The organism is Alkalihalobacillus sp. CinArs1 (assembly GCF_947387515.1).
Taxonomy (GTDB): Bacteria; Bacillota; Bacilli; order Bacillales; family Guptibacillaceae; genus Guptibacillus.
Map to the genome: position 1 here is coordinate 961,042 of NZ_CANDOB010000002.1, position 17,481 is coordinate 978,522.

A 17,481-nucleotide genomic window follows, 5' to 3' on the forward strand; every position below is an offset into this window, starting at 1 on the left:
TTGTAGTTTTGGAAAAGGAGAGTTGTTTGAAATGAATAGAAGAGTTGTAATAACTGGTTTAGGAACGATTTCACCTTTAGGAAATTCTGTTTCAGAAACGTGGACTAACGTTTTAAACGGTGTATCTGGTGTGAACCCTCTACAACGTTTGGACGTGAATGAATTTCCTGCGAAAGTTTCAGCAGAAGCACTTGAATTCGATCCAGAACAGTTCATGGACAGAAAAGAAGCAAGAAAGATGGACCGTTTTACACAGTTTGCTGTAGCTGCCTCTCAAATGGCAGTTGAAGATGCAAACTTTAAGATCACTGACGAAAATGCTGAACGTGTTGGCGTTTGGATCGGTTCAGGAATCGGTGGAATGGAGACATACGAGTCTCAGTTCCGTACGTTCATGAGTAAAGGTGCACGTCGCGTCAGCCCATTCTTTGTTCCGATGATGATTCCTGATATGGCATCAGGACAAGTATCGATCATGCTTGGCGCTAAAGGCATCAATTCATGTACTGTGACAGCATGTGCCTCCGGAACAAACTCCATCGGAGATGCGTTTAAAGTCATTCAGCGTGGTGATGCAGATGTCATGATCACGGGTGGATCTGAAGCACCGATCACGAACATGAGCGTTGCAGGTTTCAGTTCGATGAAGGCTTTATCAACGAACCCAGATCCTAGCTCAGCAAGCAGACCTTTCGATGCGAACCGTAACGGCTTCGTTATCGGAGAAGGTGCCGGAATTCTCGTAATCGAAAGCCTAGAATCTGCTGAAGCTCGTGGTGCAAAAATCTACGGTGAAATCGTTGGATACGGTTCTACTGGAGATGCTTATCACGTCACACAACCTGCACCAGAAGGTGAAGGCGGTGCTAGATCGATGAAGCAAGCGATAGAAGATGCTGGCTTAAAGCCAGAAGACATCGACTACATCAACGCACACGGTACAAGTACGGAATATAACGATAAGTATGAAACAGCAGCGATCAAATCGGTGTTTGGAGATCATGCTTACAAGCTAGCAGTAAGCTCTACGAAGTCTATGACGGGCCACTTATTAGGAGCTGCTGGTGCAGTAGAAAGTATTTTCTGTGCGAAGGCAATTGAAGAAGGCGTCCTGCCTCCAACAATCAATTATGAAACACCAGATCCAGACTGTGATCTCGATTATGTGCCGAATAAAGCGCGTAAATCAGATGTACAAGCGATCTTAAATAACTCCCTTGGATTCGGTGGACACAATGCAACATTGATCTTCAAGAAATTTGTAAAATAAACAAGATACCTCCGGGAAACCGGGGGTATTTCTTTGTCATAAAACTCTTTTCTTAAGAATATGCTCATCATGGAATATTTTGACTTACTCCTGACTATACTGATTTTACAAACAGTAGCGAAGTGAGGGGTAACCGAATGTTATATTTGCGAGATGTGTGGGTGAATTGGTTTGAAGGTGAAGAAAACGGATATAACGTTTGTGATTTTCACGAATGGAGAAAAGACGACTTTATTGAGTTATTAGATCAAGTTCCAGTCATTAAAGTAGAATCACTTTTATATCACTACATCGAGAACGACCTAGCAGAGCTTCCTGAAAGTCTACTTAGTGACGTATTTCAGAAGAGCTACATTCGTAAAAATAACGAGCGATCTCCATTAGAATATTGTTTTCTTGCAACTGACGGAAGAGGCGTAATCATCATTGACACGCTTGGATATAAAATCCCGATCCGAAAAAGCAGAGTCATTCCAAGACAAGAAAAAGCCGTCTACGAAATGGTAGCGGACGTAGAAGCAACGATCTATCCGTTTACAGCAGATAACCCAGTGAAAGAGCATCACATTCTATCACCAGGTCCTGATGTCATGAGAGGCTTGACCAGGAAAGAACGTCAGCTTAAGCAGCTGTTATTCATGGCACTCGATCAGCTCTACACAACTGGAAATTCAGCAGAAATCAGATACTGGTTAACAGAATGCCAGCCAAAGAAATACATGGCGATTCAACATATGGAAATGGACGAGGCCTGGGAAGGGCTTTATCGTGAAGTAAAAGCAGGCTGGTCCCCTAAGCATGAACAGATCTGCGAACGAATTATCAAAGGCCAACCCTATTTTGAAAAGATATGGGAGCTTGAGAAGGGTACACATGTGAATTAAGAAGAAGGCTGCCAGGGAGGCAGTCTTTTTTTGTGTTTCGATATGCTGAGGTGTATGGGTAGAAATAAGTATTACTCTTATTAGACAATAAAATGAGACTTTGGCTAATAAACTAGCTGTTTTGGACAATAAATTAGGAATTTAGCTAATAAAATTGAACTTTGGACAATAAAATAGCCCTCTCCGGGTATAGGAGAGGGCTATTCAAGTTGCCAGATGATGGATATCCGCGAAAAGGTTCTAGATATCCGCGGGAATTTTGATTTATCCGCGATATTGTACTACTTATCCGAAAATGAGAATATATCTGCGAAAAGGAATTCTGAGCGGCTTACTTCCGCCTTTCGTGTCTAGCTGCAGGCTCTCGAGTCGCTTCACCATTGCGATTGAATACAAAAAGCGTGTTCATTCGCAATGGTTCCAGCGCTTGTCGAGCCTATCCGGCCACCTCCGCCTTTCATGTCTAGCTGCAGCTCGCAGAAACTCTGATATTTCACCATTTCAACCGAACACAAAAAGCGTGTTCAATTGAAATGCTTCCAATATCGCCGTTTCTAAACGCTCACTTCCGCCTTTCATGTCTACCTCTTTCTTCTTTCCAGTCCCATCGCTCTTTCCGCTTTTGCTAGCATTTTATTTGCTTTACGGTTTGCTTTTTCAGCTCCGAGGTCGAGGATGTTATCCAGTTCTTCTGAGTTGATCAAGTCGTTGTAGCGTTCTTGGATCGGACGTAGTGTTTCAGCGACGACTTCACCAAGTTCTGCTTTGAAATCTCCGTATCCTTTACCTTCATACATCGTTTCAATTTCTTCGATCGATTTTCCAGAACATAGGGAGTAGATGGTCAGCAAGTTCGAAATGGCTGGTTTATTTTCTTTATCGAATCGAACGACACCATCAGAATCAGTCACAGCGCGCTTGATTTTCTTAATGATCGTATTCGGTTCATCCAACATCGAGATGAATGCATTCTTATTTTCGTCAGATTTGCTCATCTTTCTCGTTGGGTCTTGAAGAGACATGATCCGTGCGCCAACTTTTGGAATGCGTGGTTCTGGCATTGCAAAGATATCGTTATATTTGCGGTTAAATCGTTCAGCGAGATTTCGTGTGAGCTCGATATGCTGCTTTTGATCGTCCCCAACCGGTACGATCTCTGTTCCATAAAGCAAAATGTCAGCAGCCATAAGTGGAGGATACGTGAGTAGACCTGCACTAACTGCATCTTTTCCAGACGATTTATCTTTAAATTGCGTCATTCTCTCTAGTTCTCCTATATAAGAGACGCATTGTAACATCCAGCCTAACTGCGCGTGCGCTGGCACTTCAGATTGAATGAACAAGGTAGATTTTTCTGGATCGATTCCAGATGCTAGGTAGAGAGCTGCCAAGCTTTTCGTGTTTGTTTTTAAAGCTTTCTTTTCCTGTGGTACTGTAATCGCATGCTGGTTAACGACACAAAAGTAACATTCGTTATCTTCTTGCAACTCTGTGAAATGCTTCATTGCTCCAAGATAGTTTCCAATTGTTAATGTTCCACTCGGTTGTATACCTGAAAAAATAACGCTCATTGTTTTCCCTCCAAAAAAGTTTTTTATCGATAGAATACAAAAAAGGCCCATTCATCCCTTATTGCTAGGGACGAATGGACCGTGGTGCCACCCTGCTTATCCATATTAATGGATCACTTGTTGGTTTAATCATTAAACCTGGTGATAACGTGAATGCTCACGCCTTTACCTACTGAACCATTCAGTAAAGGTGCTCGAAAGTCCATTCCAAACAGTGTGATACCTGTTTACACCATCCACAGGCTCTCTATATATCACGGCTGAATGTACTACTCTTTGTCATAGCGGTTTTCCGTATCCTATTCGTACAATAAGTATATCTTAACGATACCTACTCATGCAACAATTCAACTACTTGTGATAATCACAGCGATAATAATGGTGATGATCATCCAAAAACCACCTGCAATCAATATCGGGTACGTGATGGGATTATCATAATTCAGCCTATACGAAAGCTCTGATTTGTCTTCCTCAATCATTTGATGTTTAGTAGAAGATCTTAAAAATCTCTTGAAAGAATATACGATGCCATCAAAAAATCCAGTTTGAACAACATGTAGTGCAGCACCGATCAATAGCATCGCGAGTGATATCATAAATAAAATATCAGATGCACCCTGGAAAGAAAAACCATCATCGGATAGGATAGAAGTGATGACTGCTCCAAGTAAAGCAACTACGATTAGTACTATAGAACGTTTTAATAATGATTTCATTGGAACCCCCGTCTTTGTTTGTCATTCATAAGTATAAAAAATGTAAACGATAAGAACAATAACTTATAGTTAATTACACAAAAGTAATTTATTAGAAAATTATGTTTCATGCATAGGTTATTCACTTTAAAGCACTACATACTTTTAGATACATGGCACTAGTTAGATTTTCATGCAAAAGCATGCAAAAGTACAAATCACTACCCAAAACCCCGAATTACATACTAGGTCTTTTGGACTATCTTTTGTTATGCAAACGTAATGCTGACGCGGTTTTTGTAAATTCTCGTTAAAATTACATATGCAAAATAGTTAGAAAACTTGTATAATACGAGTTGTGGGAAGGAGCGAGTCAAATTTTTAGATAATTTGATGAATTTCGTCTCACGAGAAAATGGCTTTTATAGCTACATAATTTAAGGGAGGTCACACAGCATGAAGAAATCAAGATGGACTCTTGTCCTATCTCTTGTGCTAGTTTTGAGCATGTTCCTTTCCGCTTGCGGCGGTGGCGGCTCAAACGAAGGTAATGGAAATGCTGGAGGAGACGACAGCGGATCTGAATCAGCTAAACAAGAGCTGAATCTAACTGATAGTGCAGAAATTCCTTCAATGGACACTACTCAGGCAACAGATACAACTTCATTCAAAGCAATGAACCAAGTTTTTGAAGGCCTATACCGCCTAGACAAAAACAACGAACCAACACTTGGTGTTGCGGCTGATGAGCCAGAAGTAGAAGAAAAAGACGGTGAAACTGTTTATACTTTTACACTTCGCGAAGATGCTAAATGGTCTGACGGTTCTCAAGTAACTGCAGAAGACTTCATCTACGCTTGGCACAAAGCTCTACACCCAGACACTCTTTCTCCTTACGCTTCCATGTTTGGAACTGCAGGAATCAAGAACGGTAACGCAATCGTTACTGAAGGCGATCCTCTATACGGTAAGGTTGAAGAACTAGGTGCTAAAGCAGTTGACGAAAAAACTCTTGAACTCACAGTTGAAAGCAAGACTCCTTACTTCAAGTCTCTTTTAACTTTCGCAACGTTCTATCCACAACCTAAAGGTTTTGCTGAAGAGCAAGGCGACAAGTACGCTCTTGAAGCAGACACTATGCTTTACAACGGCCCATTCGTATTCTCTGAGTGGAACCACGGTGAAGGCTGGAACTACAAGAAGAACACTGAATACTGGGATGCTGATGTTGTAAGTCTTGAAAACATCTCTGTAAAAGTAGTACAAGACGTTGCTACTGCAGTAAACCTTTATGAAACTGGAAAGATTGACCGCGCTGGTCTTAGCTCTGACTTCGTAGATCAGTTCCAAGATAGAGAAGATTTCTCTACTATTCTTGAGCCAACAATGTTCTTCCTTCGTATGAACCAGGAGAACGAAGCTCTTGCTAACAAAAACGTACGTAAAGCACTATTCCTTGCGTATGACCGTGAAGGACTTGTAAACGTTCTTCTTAACAACGGTTCAATCGCTGCGAAATACTTCGTACCTTCAGACTTTGTAAGCGGACCAAATGGCGATGATTTCCGTGATCACGCTCCAGACGGTTTCCACGCTGACATGGGTGAAGCAGAAGCGAAAGAAGCTTGGGCAGCTGGACTTGAAGAGCTTGGTATGGATTCTGTAGAACTTGAATTCTTAACAACTGACTCTGAGCTTGCTTCTAAGATTGCAGAATATGCAAAAGAGCAGTATGAGTCTAAGCTTGACGGACTTACTCTTACTATCAACAAGCAGCCATGGAAGCAGTTCCTAGAGCTTGAAGATAACGGAGAATTTGATATCTCAACTGGTGGTTGGGGTCCTGACTATCCAGATCCAATGACATTCCTTTACATGTTTGAAACTGACGGTGCATACAACCGTATGGCTTACTCAAGCGAGAAGTATGATGAGCTAGTTTCAAACGCTAAAACTGAAACTGACGCTGCTAAGCGTTGGGAAATGATGCAAGAAGCTGAAACAGTACTAATGGAAGAGGACATCGCAATCGTTCCTACTTACCAACGTGGTCTTGCAATCCTTCAAAAGGATTACGTTAAGAACTACTATGTACACCCATTCGGTGCTGACGCATCTTACAAGTGGATTAAGATTGAAAAATAATTAAAGCTTTTCAGGAGAGTATATGTCATCCTGACATATACTCTCTTTTTACCTGTATTAAAAAAAATGTCGAATGATAGCTAAATTATCAGAAAGATAAAAATAATATCTGGTTATTCACTGTTTTTCGACTTATAATTAAAAAGCAGGTATTTCTCGAGGAGGTTGGTTGTAGTGGGACGTTATATCGGTGGAAGGGTAGTTTCAATGGTTATTACCTTTCTAATTATTGCTTCACTAACGTTTTTCCTGATGAAGCTTCTCCCTGGTACACCTTTTAATAACCAGGAAAAGCTAAGTGATGCACAAATCGTACAACTTAATGAAAAGTATGGACTAAATGATCCAGTAGCAGTTCAGTACTTTACTTACATGACAAACTTATTTAAGGGTGATCTTGGTGTCTCCTTCCAGCAGGACGGCCGTCAAGTATCAACGATTATTGGAGAACGTATTGGTCCATCTGCTTATCTAGGTTTTCAATCATTAGTGGTAGGTACTATTTTAGGGTTAGTTCTTGGAATAGTTGCAGCATTAAGACATAATTCCATTTGGGACTACGGAACAATGGTCGTAGCCGTACTCGGTATCTCAATTCCAAGTTTTGTTATCGCTGGCCTTATGCAGTATTGGTTTGGTGTTAAGTGGCAGCTTCTACCAGTAGCATACTGGGACGGCTTCGCATATACAATCATGCCAACAATTGCGATTGCTTCAATTGTTGTTGCGACGATCGCTCGTTTCATGAGAACAGAGATGCTTGAGGTTCTTGGACAAGATTATATCGTAACAGCGAAAGCAAAGGGCTTAAGCAGTACAGCGGTTGTTATTAGACATACAATCCGTAATGCTTCTATACCTATCATTACAATTATGGGACCACTGGTTGTAGGTCTAATGACAGGTACTCTAGTTATTGAAAGAATATTTGTAATCCCAGGTCTTGGTGAGAAATTTGTTAACTCCATTTTGACAAATGATTTCCCAATCATTATGGGAACGACCTTATTCTTTAGTTTTCTGTTTATTTTAGTAATCTTATTGGTTGACATTTTATATGGAATTGTTGACCCTCGAATTCGTTTAGCGGGAGGGAAAGAGTAATGAGTATGCAACAAGAAAAACTACACGACCTTACAGATGATATGTTTCAGCCCGCTAATATCGATGATTCTGAGAATGAATTGATAGCCGGTGAAAGTACTGGCTTTTGGAAAGATGCTTGGAGACGTTTGAAGAAAAACCCAGGTGCAATCATTGGGTTGGTAATTATCTTTGTCATCACTTTCTTAGCTATCTTTGGGCCCTATATGAACGAACATGACTATCGTACGCAGGAGCTAACTAGAGCGAAGCTGCCTGCTAAAGTGCCTGTTTTAGAAAACTTTGATTTTCTAGGAGTAAACGGTGTAGATATTCGTGGCGTGGACCAATATGAAGCGAAAGGTTATGAAGATGAGTATTTCTGGTTCGGTACCGATGAATTCGGACGTGATCAGTGGACTCGTGTTTGGCAAGGTACACGTATTTCACTATTTATTGCTGCAGCGGCAGCATTCATTGACTTTGTAATCGGAGTTGCTTACGGCGGTATCTCAGCTTATTACGGTGGACGAGTAGATAATGTTCTACAGCGTATTATCGAGGTACTAGTAGGAATTCCAAACTTGATTTTGATCATCCTAGCGATTCTAATATTTGAACCCGGTATATTCTCGATTATCGTAGCCTTATCCTTAACAGGATGGGTCGGAATGTCGCGTATCGTACGTGGACAGGTTCTGAAGTTAAAAACACAAGAATTCGTACTAGCGTCACGTACTCTTGGAGCAACAAGTGGCCGTGTTATAGGTAAACACTTGATTCCAAACGTACTTGGTCAGATCATCATCACGACGATGTTTACGATCCCTGGAGCAATATTCTTTGAAGCATTCTTAAGCTTTATCGGTCTAGGTATCAGACCACCAGAAGCTTCACTAGGTTCAATTATCAACAACGGTTTCTCAAGCCTACAAATCTACCCTCACTTAGTGTTATGGCCGTCGATCATCATTTCATTGATCATGATTGCCTTTAACCTTGTAGGTGATGGGCTTCGAGATGCATTTGATCCAAAGCTACGTAAATAGGGGGGATTATGATGGAAAGAATTCTAGACGTAAACGATCTGCATGTCTCCTTTGATACGTTTGCTGGAGAAGTCAAAGCAGTTCGAGGAGTAAACTTCCATTTAAATAAAGGTGAAACATTAGCAATTGTAGGAGAATCAGGCTCTGGTAAGTCCGTAACATCAAAGGCAGTAATGCGTTTGATTCCTGATCCTCCTGGACGAATTAAGCAAGGTGAAATTAAATTCGGTGACCGTGACCTTTCTAAGCTTTCTGAGAAGGAAATGCAAAAGATCCGCGGTTCAGAAATTTCGATGATCTTCCAGGATCCAATGACATCTCTTAATCCTACGATGACAGTAGGTAAGCAGATCATGGAAGGTTTGATCAAGCACCAAAATATGAATAAATCTGAAGCAAAGGAACGTGCGATTGAGCTACTTAAGCTAGTAGGTATCCCAGATGCTGAGGGTCGAGTAACACAGTATCCTCACCAATTCTCTGGTGGTATGCGTCAGCGTGTTGTTATCGCGATCGCACTTGCTTGTAACCCAAGAGTTCTTATTGCAGATGAGCCTACTACAGCACTTGATGTAACGATTCAAGCTCAAATTCTTGAGCTATTGAAAGATCTTCAAGAAAAGATGGGAACTTCTATCATCTTTATCACTCACGATCTAGGCGTTGTAGCAAACATCGCTGATCGCGTAGCTGTTATGTATGCTGGTAAAATCGTTGAGACAGGTACAGTAGATGAGATCTTCTACAACCCTCAACATCCATATACATGGGGTCTTCTTGGTTCGATGCCGAGTCTAGAAGCTACTGAAGAGGATTTGATCGCAATTCCTGGGTCTCCTCCAGACTTACTAGATCCACCGAAAGGAGACGCATTCGCTCCTCGTAACCCATACGCGATGAAGATCGATACTGAGATGGAGCCACCTCTTTTCAAAGTATCTGATACTCATTACGCAGCAACGTGGTTGTTGCACGAAAAAGCACCAAAAGTAGAACCGCCAGCAGCGATTAAGAAACGCCTACGCGGCATGGCTCCAGACGAGCCGATCATTGCCACGAAAGATGGTGAAAGAAATGTCTAACCAAGAAAAACTACTCGAAATTAAAAACCTAAAACAGCATTTCAAAGTGGGTAAGAGTACTGTGAAAGCTGTTGATGGATTAACATTTGATATTAAAAAAGGTGAAACGTTTGGACTTGTTGGAGAGTCTGGTTGTGGTAAATCAACAACAGGTCGTACGATCATCCGTCTATATGATGCAACTGACGGCGAAGTTATCTTTAAGGGAGAAGACGTTCACGGCAAAAAGTCTGCTAAAGATCTGAAAAAATTCAATCGTAAAATGCAGATGATTTTCCAAGATCCTTACGCGTCACTTAACCCAAGAATGACAGTTGCTGATATCATTGCAGAAGGAATCGATATTCATAACCTAGCAGAATCCAAGCAAGCTAGAATGGATAAAGTACATGAGCTGCTTGAAACGGTAGGTCTTAACAAAGAGCACGCTAACCGTTACCCTCACGAATTTAGTGGTGGACAAAGACAGCGTATCGGTATCGCTCGCGCACTAGCCGTAGATCCTGAATTTATCATTGCCGATGAGCCGATTTCAGCTCTTGACGTTTCGATTCAGGCACAGGTTGTTAACTTGATGAAAAAGCTTCAGCGTGAAAAAGGTTTAACATACCTTTTCATCGCACACGATCTTTCCATGGTTAAATACATTAGTGATCGTATTGGTGTGATGTATCGTGGACAAATCGTTGAATTGGCAGAGAGTGAAGAGCTTTATCGTAATCCTCTCCATTCTTATACGCAATCGCTTCTATCTGCGATTCCACTACCGGATCCTGAGTATGAGCGTTCAAGACAGCGTATGGTGTACGATCCAGAGAAGAATTTGCCTGAGAACGGCGAAGAAAGAATCCTTCGTGAAGTATCGGATGGCCACTGGGTTGCTTGTACGGAAGAAGAGTACAACAAACTAAAGAAAACCGTAACGGTATAATTAGAAAAAGGCTGCATTTCATTTGAAATGCAGCCTTTTATTTTTTGTTTTTAATTTTGTATTTTACAATGTAGATTAGATAAATTGTAATTGTTACGAAAAGGATTGCTTGAATAAAAAGGGATAAGTTCAATGAAGTAGAATAGTCTATTAAAATCGCTGTTATGAGTACTAGTGTAGAAACTAGCAGTATGAGTCTTATTGCCATGGTTTAAAACTCCTTATGTAAAAGATAAAAGGGGGATGAAGATGATTTTTTATTCGTATAATCCCGAGTTTGATAAAGAATCATTACAATTATTAAGAAGTCATAATCAAGACGCGTGTTCAGGTGAACCATCTAATGATTCAATTATTTATATACTCGAAGCAAACGATGCGCCTGTTGGTTATATATGGATTCAAATGAAGGATGATCAAGCTGAGCTTTTTGAATTTTACTTTAATGGTCATCATGAAAAGAAGTGGGCACTATACGATTTCGTTGTTCGCACATCAAAAAAACAAGGGAAGACTAGTTTAATTATGAAGCTTCCTAGTGGAGAAAGACAAGAAGAATTTATGATGAAGTGGGGAGGGAAGGTGATGGAAAGGAAGAAAGAAGAGAGCATTGTGAAGATTCCTTTCCAAATTAATACATGAGTTAGACACTTTGCTGAAGGCGAGAATCCTGTGCGATCAATTCATCTAATTCTGCTAAACGTTCTGCAGCTTCTGCCTCTGAGATTACTTTGTAATGGTGATTTCCGTTTGGTTCTTCATCAGCTTCGTCTGCCATCGCGACCACTTCTTGAAGTGAAGTACGTTGTACAGTTCCCTTAAAATAAGAGTCCGTGTGAAACAAGATTGCAACAGCAATTTCTTTTGCTGCTTCTGGATCTTCACCTAATCGAATGAGCATCTTGTGTGCACGTTCTGCGCCTTTGATCGCATGGATGTCATTTTGTTTATAAAGCTCAAAGTCCCATTCTCCATTGCGATACCAAGTATAATGTCCGATATCGTGTAGAAGTGCAGCTTTTGTAGCTAAATCTGCATTAACTCCCTTCTGGCAGGCAAGGTCGTAAGCCTTTTGAGCGACTGTAACCGCATGAGCTAGTCCAGCTCTTTTCAAGTACTTTCTAGCAAATGGTAATTGAAAAATATCTGTAAGTGTAACGTTTCTCATGGTTAACTGCCTCCTCGCTATCCTAAATGTTTTTCTAAAAATCATACCATGTACTCAAAATGAACGCAACTGATACCGTTCACTAAAAAGACAAAAAAAGACTTCGTGAAATTTACTGGAAGTTCTTTCAAAGTGTTAATAAACGTCTTATAATAGAGGAGGCATAACAATAAAGGAGAGAGAAGCTGTGCGTATTTTCAAAGTTGGGTTGAGAAACCTAGTGGCAACGGTTTTGATTTTTTCTGTTATTGGGCAACCAGCTCTCGCAGAAGAATCAGCTCTAGAAGCTAAAGATCATGATGGAATCAAAGTTGAAGGGAAAGTGTTGAAGCTTCCAGATACACTTCCTCGATTCGTGTATGATTCAGGATTAAGTTTTGAATATCCTGATGCTGTAAGAGGTATTTATCTTACAGGACATTCAGCCGGTGGAGCAAAATTCGATAAGCTGATCGATTTTGTGAATTCGACCGAATTGAATTCGATGGTTATCGACATTAAAGATGATTTTGGTAATCTTACATATGAACCAAAGGAAGATTCTCCACTAGCTAAGTTGGATATCGGCAAACCTTTCATGAAAGATCCGCGTAAGGTACTTGAAGAGCTAGAGAAGAATGAAATCTATCCGATTGCTAGAGTAGTAGTTTTTAAAGATAGTGTACTAGCTGAAGCACGTCCAGAGCTCTCCTATAAAGATGGAAACGCTATTTGGAAGAATGGAAGAGGAGAAGCATTCGTAAACCCATTCAGTAAAGAGGTATGGGATTACAATGTAGAGATCGCGATCGAAGCTGCGAAAATGGGCTTTAAGGAAATTCAGTTTGATTATGTTCGATTCCCTGAAGGGTTCGAAAAGCGTGACACTTCTCTTACGTACACAATGGGCGATTACAAAGATCTCGAAATGGAAAACGTCCAGAAACGAGTTGCTGCAGTTACAGACTTCGTAGCATACGCAAACTCTAAGCTAGAACCTTATGGAGTGGATGTGTCTGTAGATATCTTTGGCTATTCTGCAACGATTCCAGAAGCGCCTGGCATTGGGCAAAACTTCTCGAAGATCTCTGAGAACGTTGACGTAATCTCATCCATGATCTATCCGAGTCATTGGGGTCCTTACTTCGGTATTTCTAAACCAGACCTAGAGCCATTCAAGCTCATCGATGAGTATGCTCAAGTGGAGAATAAAGTGCTAGCTGCATTAGACACACCACCTACGAGCAGACCGTGGATACAAGACTTCACTGCGAGTTACCTAGGAAGCGGAAATTACTTAAATTACGGTAAAGCCGAAGTAGAAGCACAAATAAAAGCACTTAAAAAGAACAATATCAACGAATTCTTGCTTTGGAATGCAGGAAACACGTATACGAATAACGTTGATTACACACCATAAAAACAAGACCGCCTCACATTGGCGGTCTTGTTTCATTTTAATGGTTATCTCGTTGGATTCCACGCCAGCTGCTCTTACTTTTATTCAGGTGGTGACTGAATGATTTGCTCTGTTTAGAAAAGTTTGTTCCGAATGCATGCATGATGATGGCGAGGAATGCAGTTAAACCGATAATGGACAAAGCGAACAATGTGAACTCTACGATAAGAGGCATTTCGATCCCTCCAAGTCCTGTTTTTATCAGTTTAGCGAATGTTTAGTTTTTTGAAAAGAGGGAATATTATTGTTTGCAAGCCCTGTCAAGTCTCAGCCACAACTGTATAAATATGTTATACTAATAGTGATCAATTTACTAAAAGGAGTAGATCAATGAACTGGTATGAGAAATTGAAGCAATATTTTCCAATTCAAGAAATGAAATCAAAGGAACATATGGACCTGTTGCTTGAAGAAAAAAGCGACACTTACATCAAGGATGAGGGGCCAAATCATGTACTAATGTATGCAAACTTGCCAGATTTCATCTTTGTGGATTATATCTTTGTTTCCGGTGATGCCAGAGGTCAGGGACTTGGGAAAAAGCTGATCAATGGATTAAAAGAAAAGAATAAGCCGATTATTCTAGAAGTTGAACCTGTAGATTACGAAGATACCGATACAGAGAAAAGACAGCGCTTTTATAAACGTGAAGGATTTAAACACGCTAAATCGATCGGTTACCGGAGACGTTCACTCGCAACAAATGAAATTAATGAAATGGAAATACTGTACTGGTCACCTGAAGAAGCAGGTGAGAAAGAAATATTTGAAGCGATGAAGCATACGTACCAAGAAATTCATACTTATAAGGATAAGCAATTATACGGCGAATCGTACATGCCAGTAGATGAAGTACTAAGTTTGAAAGTTGACAAAGAGCTTGTAGAGGACTGAGAAGACTGTTTTTCAACGAGGAGGAAGCTTCTATGAAAAACCGGGATAAGAAAAAGAAAAAGAAGCGTGAGATGCTTAAGGATATGTTGAAAAAACGTGTGAATAAATGGAATCCACGTCCTGCAAAGTCACCTGCCTCAAATACAAAAACGTCAGCATAAAAAAGGAAAGCCACTCGGCTTTCCTTTTTATTATTCTGCTGTTTCTCGCTTTTTATCAATACGTTTTTGTTTTCTCATATCGATCAAGTAATAAACGACAGGTATGAAAATCAATGTAATAAACGTTGCAACAGTTAATCCAAATACGATGACGATCGCCATTGGTTGTTGAATCTCAGTACCTTCTCCAAATCCAAGAGAGAGTGGTACGAGACCAAGTATCGTTGTGAGAGCCGTCATTAGAATCGGTCGTAGTCGAACAGGACCAGCTTCTAGGATAGCTGACTTCGTGTCCTTCCCAGTTGCGCGCAGCTGGTTGATGTAATCCACTAGTACGATCGCGTTGTTTACGACGATCCCGGTTAATATCAGCATTCCGACGAGTGAACCGACTCCAAGGGGCTGGAACGTAATGAGCAAGCCTACGATGATTCCAATAGCCGTTAAAGGAACAGAGAACATGATGATAAATGGGTAAAGGAATGATTCAAACTGACCTGCCATTACCATATAGACTAGCAAGATGGCGAGCGCTAGTGCCCCTGAAAGTTTGAAGAAAGCATCGTTCATCTGTTCGTCCTGTCCACCAAAGGTAATTTTGTACGCATTGCTTGGAAGAGGCACGTCTTCGACTAGCTTCTCTCGGATCTCGTCTGTTACGGTCCCTAGATCTCGGTTTAAGAGGCTTGCCGTTATCTCGACCTGTCGTAACCGATCACTTCGAGTAATTTCAGATGGGCCCAATCCTCGCTTGATCTCAGCCACTGCAGATAAAGGAATCTTTTGCCCCGTTTGCGTTTCGATCAATAAGCTCGAAAGCGAATCTAGAGAATCGGTATACTTTTCTTCTACCGTTAACCGGATATCAAGCTGTTTTCCATCTCTTGCAAGGTTACTTGCTACTAACCCTTGAGTTGCGTTCGAAATGGCAGTTGAAATTTGAGTACTTCCTACACCATAGCTCGCTGCTTTTTCTCGATCGATCAAGATTTGTACTTCAGGGTTGTTCGACTCGATACTAGAGGTAGGCTCCCTGACGCCGTCAACTTCTGAGATACTCTTGACGACATCTTCTGATAGTTCTTTCAAGACATCTAGGTCTGGTCCGATAATGTTGATCGCGATCGGATCCGCATTGAAACCAGAATCACTTGCCGAAACCATAATTTCTGCGTTCGGAATGTCTTTCAGCTGAGTTCGAATCTTTTCAGCAACCTCGAGGTCAGACGAGTTTCGTTCATTGATCGGGACGAGCAATACACTGTATGTGGCCCGGTTCGTTTGGCTGCCTGCGCCAACGCTGAAATTATCTGTACCACCAGCCGTAAGGTATGAAAGCTTTACTTCTGGTATTTCTTCTAATACGTTATCGATTTCTTCTGTTACATTGGTTGTCGCATCTAGTGAACTTCCTGCTGGTAGCTTTGCAGAAATATTCACGAAGCTCTGGTCTTGAGCAGGTAAGAATTCTGTGCCGATAAACGGTGTTCCTGCAGCGGATAAGACCAATAAGCCAATCGTTAACCCAACTGTTTTCTTTGGGTGCCTTAGAGATTTATCTAACAAGCGTTTGTACCATCCGTTCAATCGTTCGAATCTCAGTTGAAACCCTGATTTTGATGAGTTTCGGTTCATTAAGAGAGACGATAGTAACGGTACGATGATCAATGCTGTAAACAACGATGCAAGAAGAGAAAACGTCACTGCGAGTGCTAATGGCTTAAAGAGCTGCGCTGCTAGGCCAGTAACGAATACGATCGGTAAAAATACGACAACAGTGGTGGTCGTTGATGCTATGATCGCACTTCCTACTTCTTTCGTACCTTCTACAGCTGCATCTTTTATCGATTTTCCTTCTTGCCTTAACCTGTAAATATTCTCGAGTATGACGATCGAGTTATCCACCATCATACCGACCCCAAGGGCTAATCCACCGAGTGTAAGTAAGTTGATCGTTTGACCTGAAAAATACATCAAGATGAATGCGCCTACGATGGAGATTGGAATCGAGAGGCCGATGATGAGAGTGCTTCGTATGTTTCTTAAGAAGAGATAGAGCACAGCTGCTGCAAGAATACTCCCGATGATGATGTTCCAAACAACGGCGCGAATGGATTGGTTAATAAATTTTGCCTGATCAAAAACAGTCTTGATCTCCATATCAGAAGGAAGGGAGGGCTCGATTTCCTCTAACTTTTCATTGATCTGACTAACAACTTGAACCGTGTTAGAGCCAGACTGTTTCTGTATGGAGAAGCCTATCGCTGGTTCTCCGTTTAAATAGCTTTCCTGTGCGGAAGGCTTCATTGTTTCTTCAATCGTTACGAGTTGATTCAATTTGACCGGACCATTTTCAGTTGGGACCGATAAATTTTTCAAGTCATCCACAGATTCAAATTCCCCGGTGACCCGAAGCGGAAGGTTCTTATTCTCAGTTTCGATCGAGCCACTCGGGATATTCAGGTTTTCTGACCCGATGAGCTGTTGAAGGTTCGTTAGCGTAACGCCATATTGACTGAGTCTGTCTGGATCAGCTGTAAGTCGAATTTCTTTTTCTAACTGCCCTTCTATCGTAACGGCTGCAACGCCAGGTACGGAATCGAGTGCAGGCTTAATCTGATCTTCAATCGTTTGTTTGATATCGGTTAGTTCTTCTTCAGATCCTGCAACACCTAACTGCATGATAGGGATGTCACTAGGATTGAACCGTAACACTTTCGGAATCGGAACATCTGAAGGAAGTGAATCCCGGACAGCATCGATTTGCTCACGCATATTGAGGGTGGCAAAATCCATATCTGTCCCCCATTCAAACGAGACCAATATCAATGCGCCGCCGTTTCGGGAGATGGATGAGATGCTTTCAACGTTTGGAAGCGTACCCATCACGTTTTCTAAAGGAGATGCGAGTAGGTTTTCTACTTCTTCAGGTCCTGCGCCTTCATATGTAACCGTTACGGCTGCAACGGGGAAAGTTAAATCCGGAAAAAGGTCAACAGGCATATTTCGTAAGGAAACCGTACCGATGATGAGAATGAAAACGATGACCATTCCCATAGCGATCGGACGAAAAACAGAAAGTTTAGCAATATTCATTTCGTTTCAAC

General features: G+C 41.3%; 16 protein-coding genes and 1 other annotated feature. Of the genes, 11 read left to right on the forward strand and 5 right to left on the reverse strand.

Annotated elements, in window-relative coordinates:
• Positions 1–31: 31 nt before the first annotated feature.
• Together fabF and PFZ69_RS13660 are read left to right on the forward strand one after the other, a co-directional pair.
• Positions 32–1,270, forward strand: a complete 1,239-nt coding sequence (gene fabF / locus PFZ69_RS13655; RefSeq protein WP_270181628.1) for a beta-ketoacyl-ACP synthase II — start codon at positions 32–34, stop codon at positions 1,268–1,270.
• A 137-nt stretch (positions 1,271–1,407) separates the two neighbouring features.
• A complete protein-coding gene (locus PFZ69_RS13660; RefSeq protein WP_270181629.1) occupies positions 1,408–2,154 on the forward strand; it encodes a YjbA family protein in 747 nt (248 codons plus the stop codon).
• 581 nt (positions 2,155–2,735) lie between these two features.
• On the opposite strand, the gene trpS is transcribed toward PFZ69_RS13660, so the two are convergent.
• Positions 2,736–3,725 (reverse strand): tryptophan--tRNA ligase, encoded by a 990-nt coding sequence (trpS, locus tag PFZ69_RS13665; RefSeq protein ID WP_270181630.1) that lies wholly within the window; start codon positions 3,723–3,725, stop codon positions 2,736–2,738.
• Between the two features lie 63 nt (positions 3,726–3,788).
• Positions 3,789–4,017, reverse strand: a binding site (T-box leader).
• A 55-nt stretch (positions 4,018–4,072) separates the two neighbouring features.
• On the reverse strand, positions 4,073–4,444 hold the full coding sequence (locus PFZ69_RS13670; RefSeq protein WP_270181631.1) for a DUF3899 domain-containing protein: 372 nt from the start codon (positions 4,442–4,444) through the stop codon (positions 4,073–4,075).
• A 435-nt stretch (positions 4,445–4,879) separates the two neighbouring features.
• Here PFZ69_RS13670 and PFZ69_RS13675 point away from each other — a divergent pair, with 435 nt between their 5' ends.
• The 6 genes from PFZ69_RS13675 (at position 4,880) to PFZ69_RS13700 (ending at position 11,355) form a co-directional block, all read left to right on the forward strand.
• Positions 4,880–6,568: a peptide ABC transporter substrate-binding protein gene (locus PFZ69_RS13675; RefSeq protein ID WP_270181632.1), complete on the forward strand. Its 1,689-nt coding sequence runs from the start codon at positions 4,880–4,882 to the stop codon at positions 6,566–6,568.
• Between the two features lie 174 nt (positions 6,569–6,742).
• A complete protein-coding gene (gene opp3b / locus PFZ69_RS13680; protein ID WP_270181633.1) occupies positions 6,743–7,672 on the forward strand; it encodes an oligopeptide ABC transporter permease in 930 nt (309 codons plus the stop codon).
• Positions 7,673–7,677: 5 nt separating this feature from the next.
• Complete coding sequence (gene opp3C / locus PFZ69_RS13685; protein WP_270182045.1) at positions 7,678–8,700, forward strand: oligopeptide ABC transporter permease; 1,023 nt, start codon at positions 7,678–7,680, stop codon at positions 8,698–8,700.
• Positions 8,701–8,711: 11 nt separating this feature from the next.
• Complete coding sequence (locus PFZ69_RS13690) at positions 8,712–9,782, forward strand: ABC transporter ATP-binding protein (protein WP_270182046.1); 1,071 nt, start codon at positions 8,712–8,714, stop codon at positions 9,780–9,782.
• A complete protein-coding gene (locus PFZ69_RS13695) occupies positions 9,775–10,713 on the forward strand; it encodes an ABC transporter ATP-binding protein (protein ID WP_270181634.1) in 939 nt (312 codons plus the stop codon). Before PFZ69_RS13690 ends, PFZ69_RS13695 begins: the two co-directional genes overlap by 8 nt.
• A 249-nt stretch (positions 10,714–10,962) precedes the next feature.
• On the forward strand, positions 10,963–11,355 hold the full coding sequence (locus tag PFZ69_RS13700) for a hypothetical protein (protein ID WP_270181635.1): 393 nt from the start codon (positions 10,963–10,965) through the stop codon (positions 11,353–11,355).
• Position 11,356: 1 nt separating this feature from the next.
• On the opposite strand, the gene PFZ69_RS13705 is transcribed toward PFZ69_RS13700, so the two are convergent.
• Positions 11,357–11,881, reverse strand: a complete 525-nt coding sequence (locus tag PFZ69_RS13705; protein ID WP_270181636.1) for an HD domain-containing protein — start codon at positions 11,879–11,881, stop codon at positions 11,357–11,359.
• 193 nt (positions 11,882–12,074) lie between these two features.
• On the opposite strand from PFZ69_RS13705, the gene PFZ69_RS13710 reads away from it, so the two are divergent.
• Positions 12,075–13,280, forward strand: a complete 1,206-nt coding sequence (locus PFZ69_RS13710; protein WP_270182047.1) for a putative glycoside hydrolase — start codon at positions 12,075–12,077, stop codon at positions 13,278–13,280.
• A 37-nt stretch (positions 13,281–13,317) separates the two neighbouring features.
• On the opposite strand, the gene PFZ69_RS13715 is transcribed toward PFZ69_RS13710, so the two are convergent.
• On the reverse strand, positions 13,318–13,494 hold the full coding sequence (locus PFZ69_RS13715; protein ID WP_270181637.1) for a hypothetical protein: 177 nt from the start codon (positions 13,492–13,494) through the stop codon (positions 13,318–13,320).
• A 155-nt stretch (positions 13,495–13,649) separates the two neighbouring features.
• Here PFZ69_RS13715 and PFZ69_RS13720 point away from each other — a divergent pair, with 155 nt between their 5' ends.
• Both PFZ69_RS13720 and PFZ69_RS13725 read left to right on the forward strand, forming a co-directional pair.
• Positions 13,650–14,213 carry a GNAT family N-acetyltransferase gene (locus PFZ69_RS13720; protein WP_270181638.1) on the forward strand — a complete coding sequence of 188 codons (564 nt, stop codon included), beginning with the start codon at positions 13,650–13,652 and terminating at the stop codon, positions 14,211–14,213.
• Positions 14,214–14,245: 32 nt separating this feature from the next.
• A complete protein-coding gene (locus tag PFZ69_RS13725; protein WP_270181639.1) occupies positions 14,246–14,374 on the forward strand; it encodes a hypothetical protein in 129 nt (42 codons plus the stop codon).
• A gap of 30 nt (positions 14,375–14,404) precedes the next feature.
• Here PFZ69_RS13725 and PFZ69_RS13730 read toward each other — a convergent pair whose 3' ends face one another.
• Positions 14,405–17,470: an efflux RND transporter permease subunit gene (locus tag PFZ69_RS13730; protein WP_270181640.1), complete on the reverse strand. Its 3,066-nt coding sequence runs from the start codon at positions 17,468–17,470 to the stop codon at positions 14,405–14,407.
• Between the last annotated feature and the right edge of the window lie 11 nt (positions 17,471–17,481).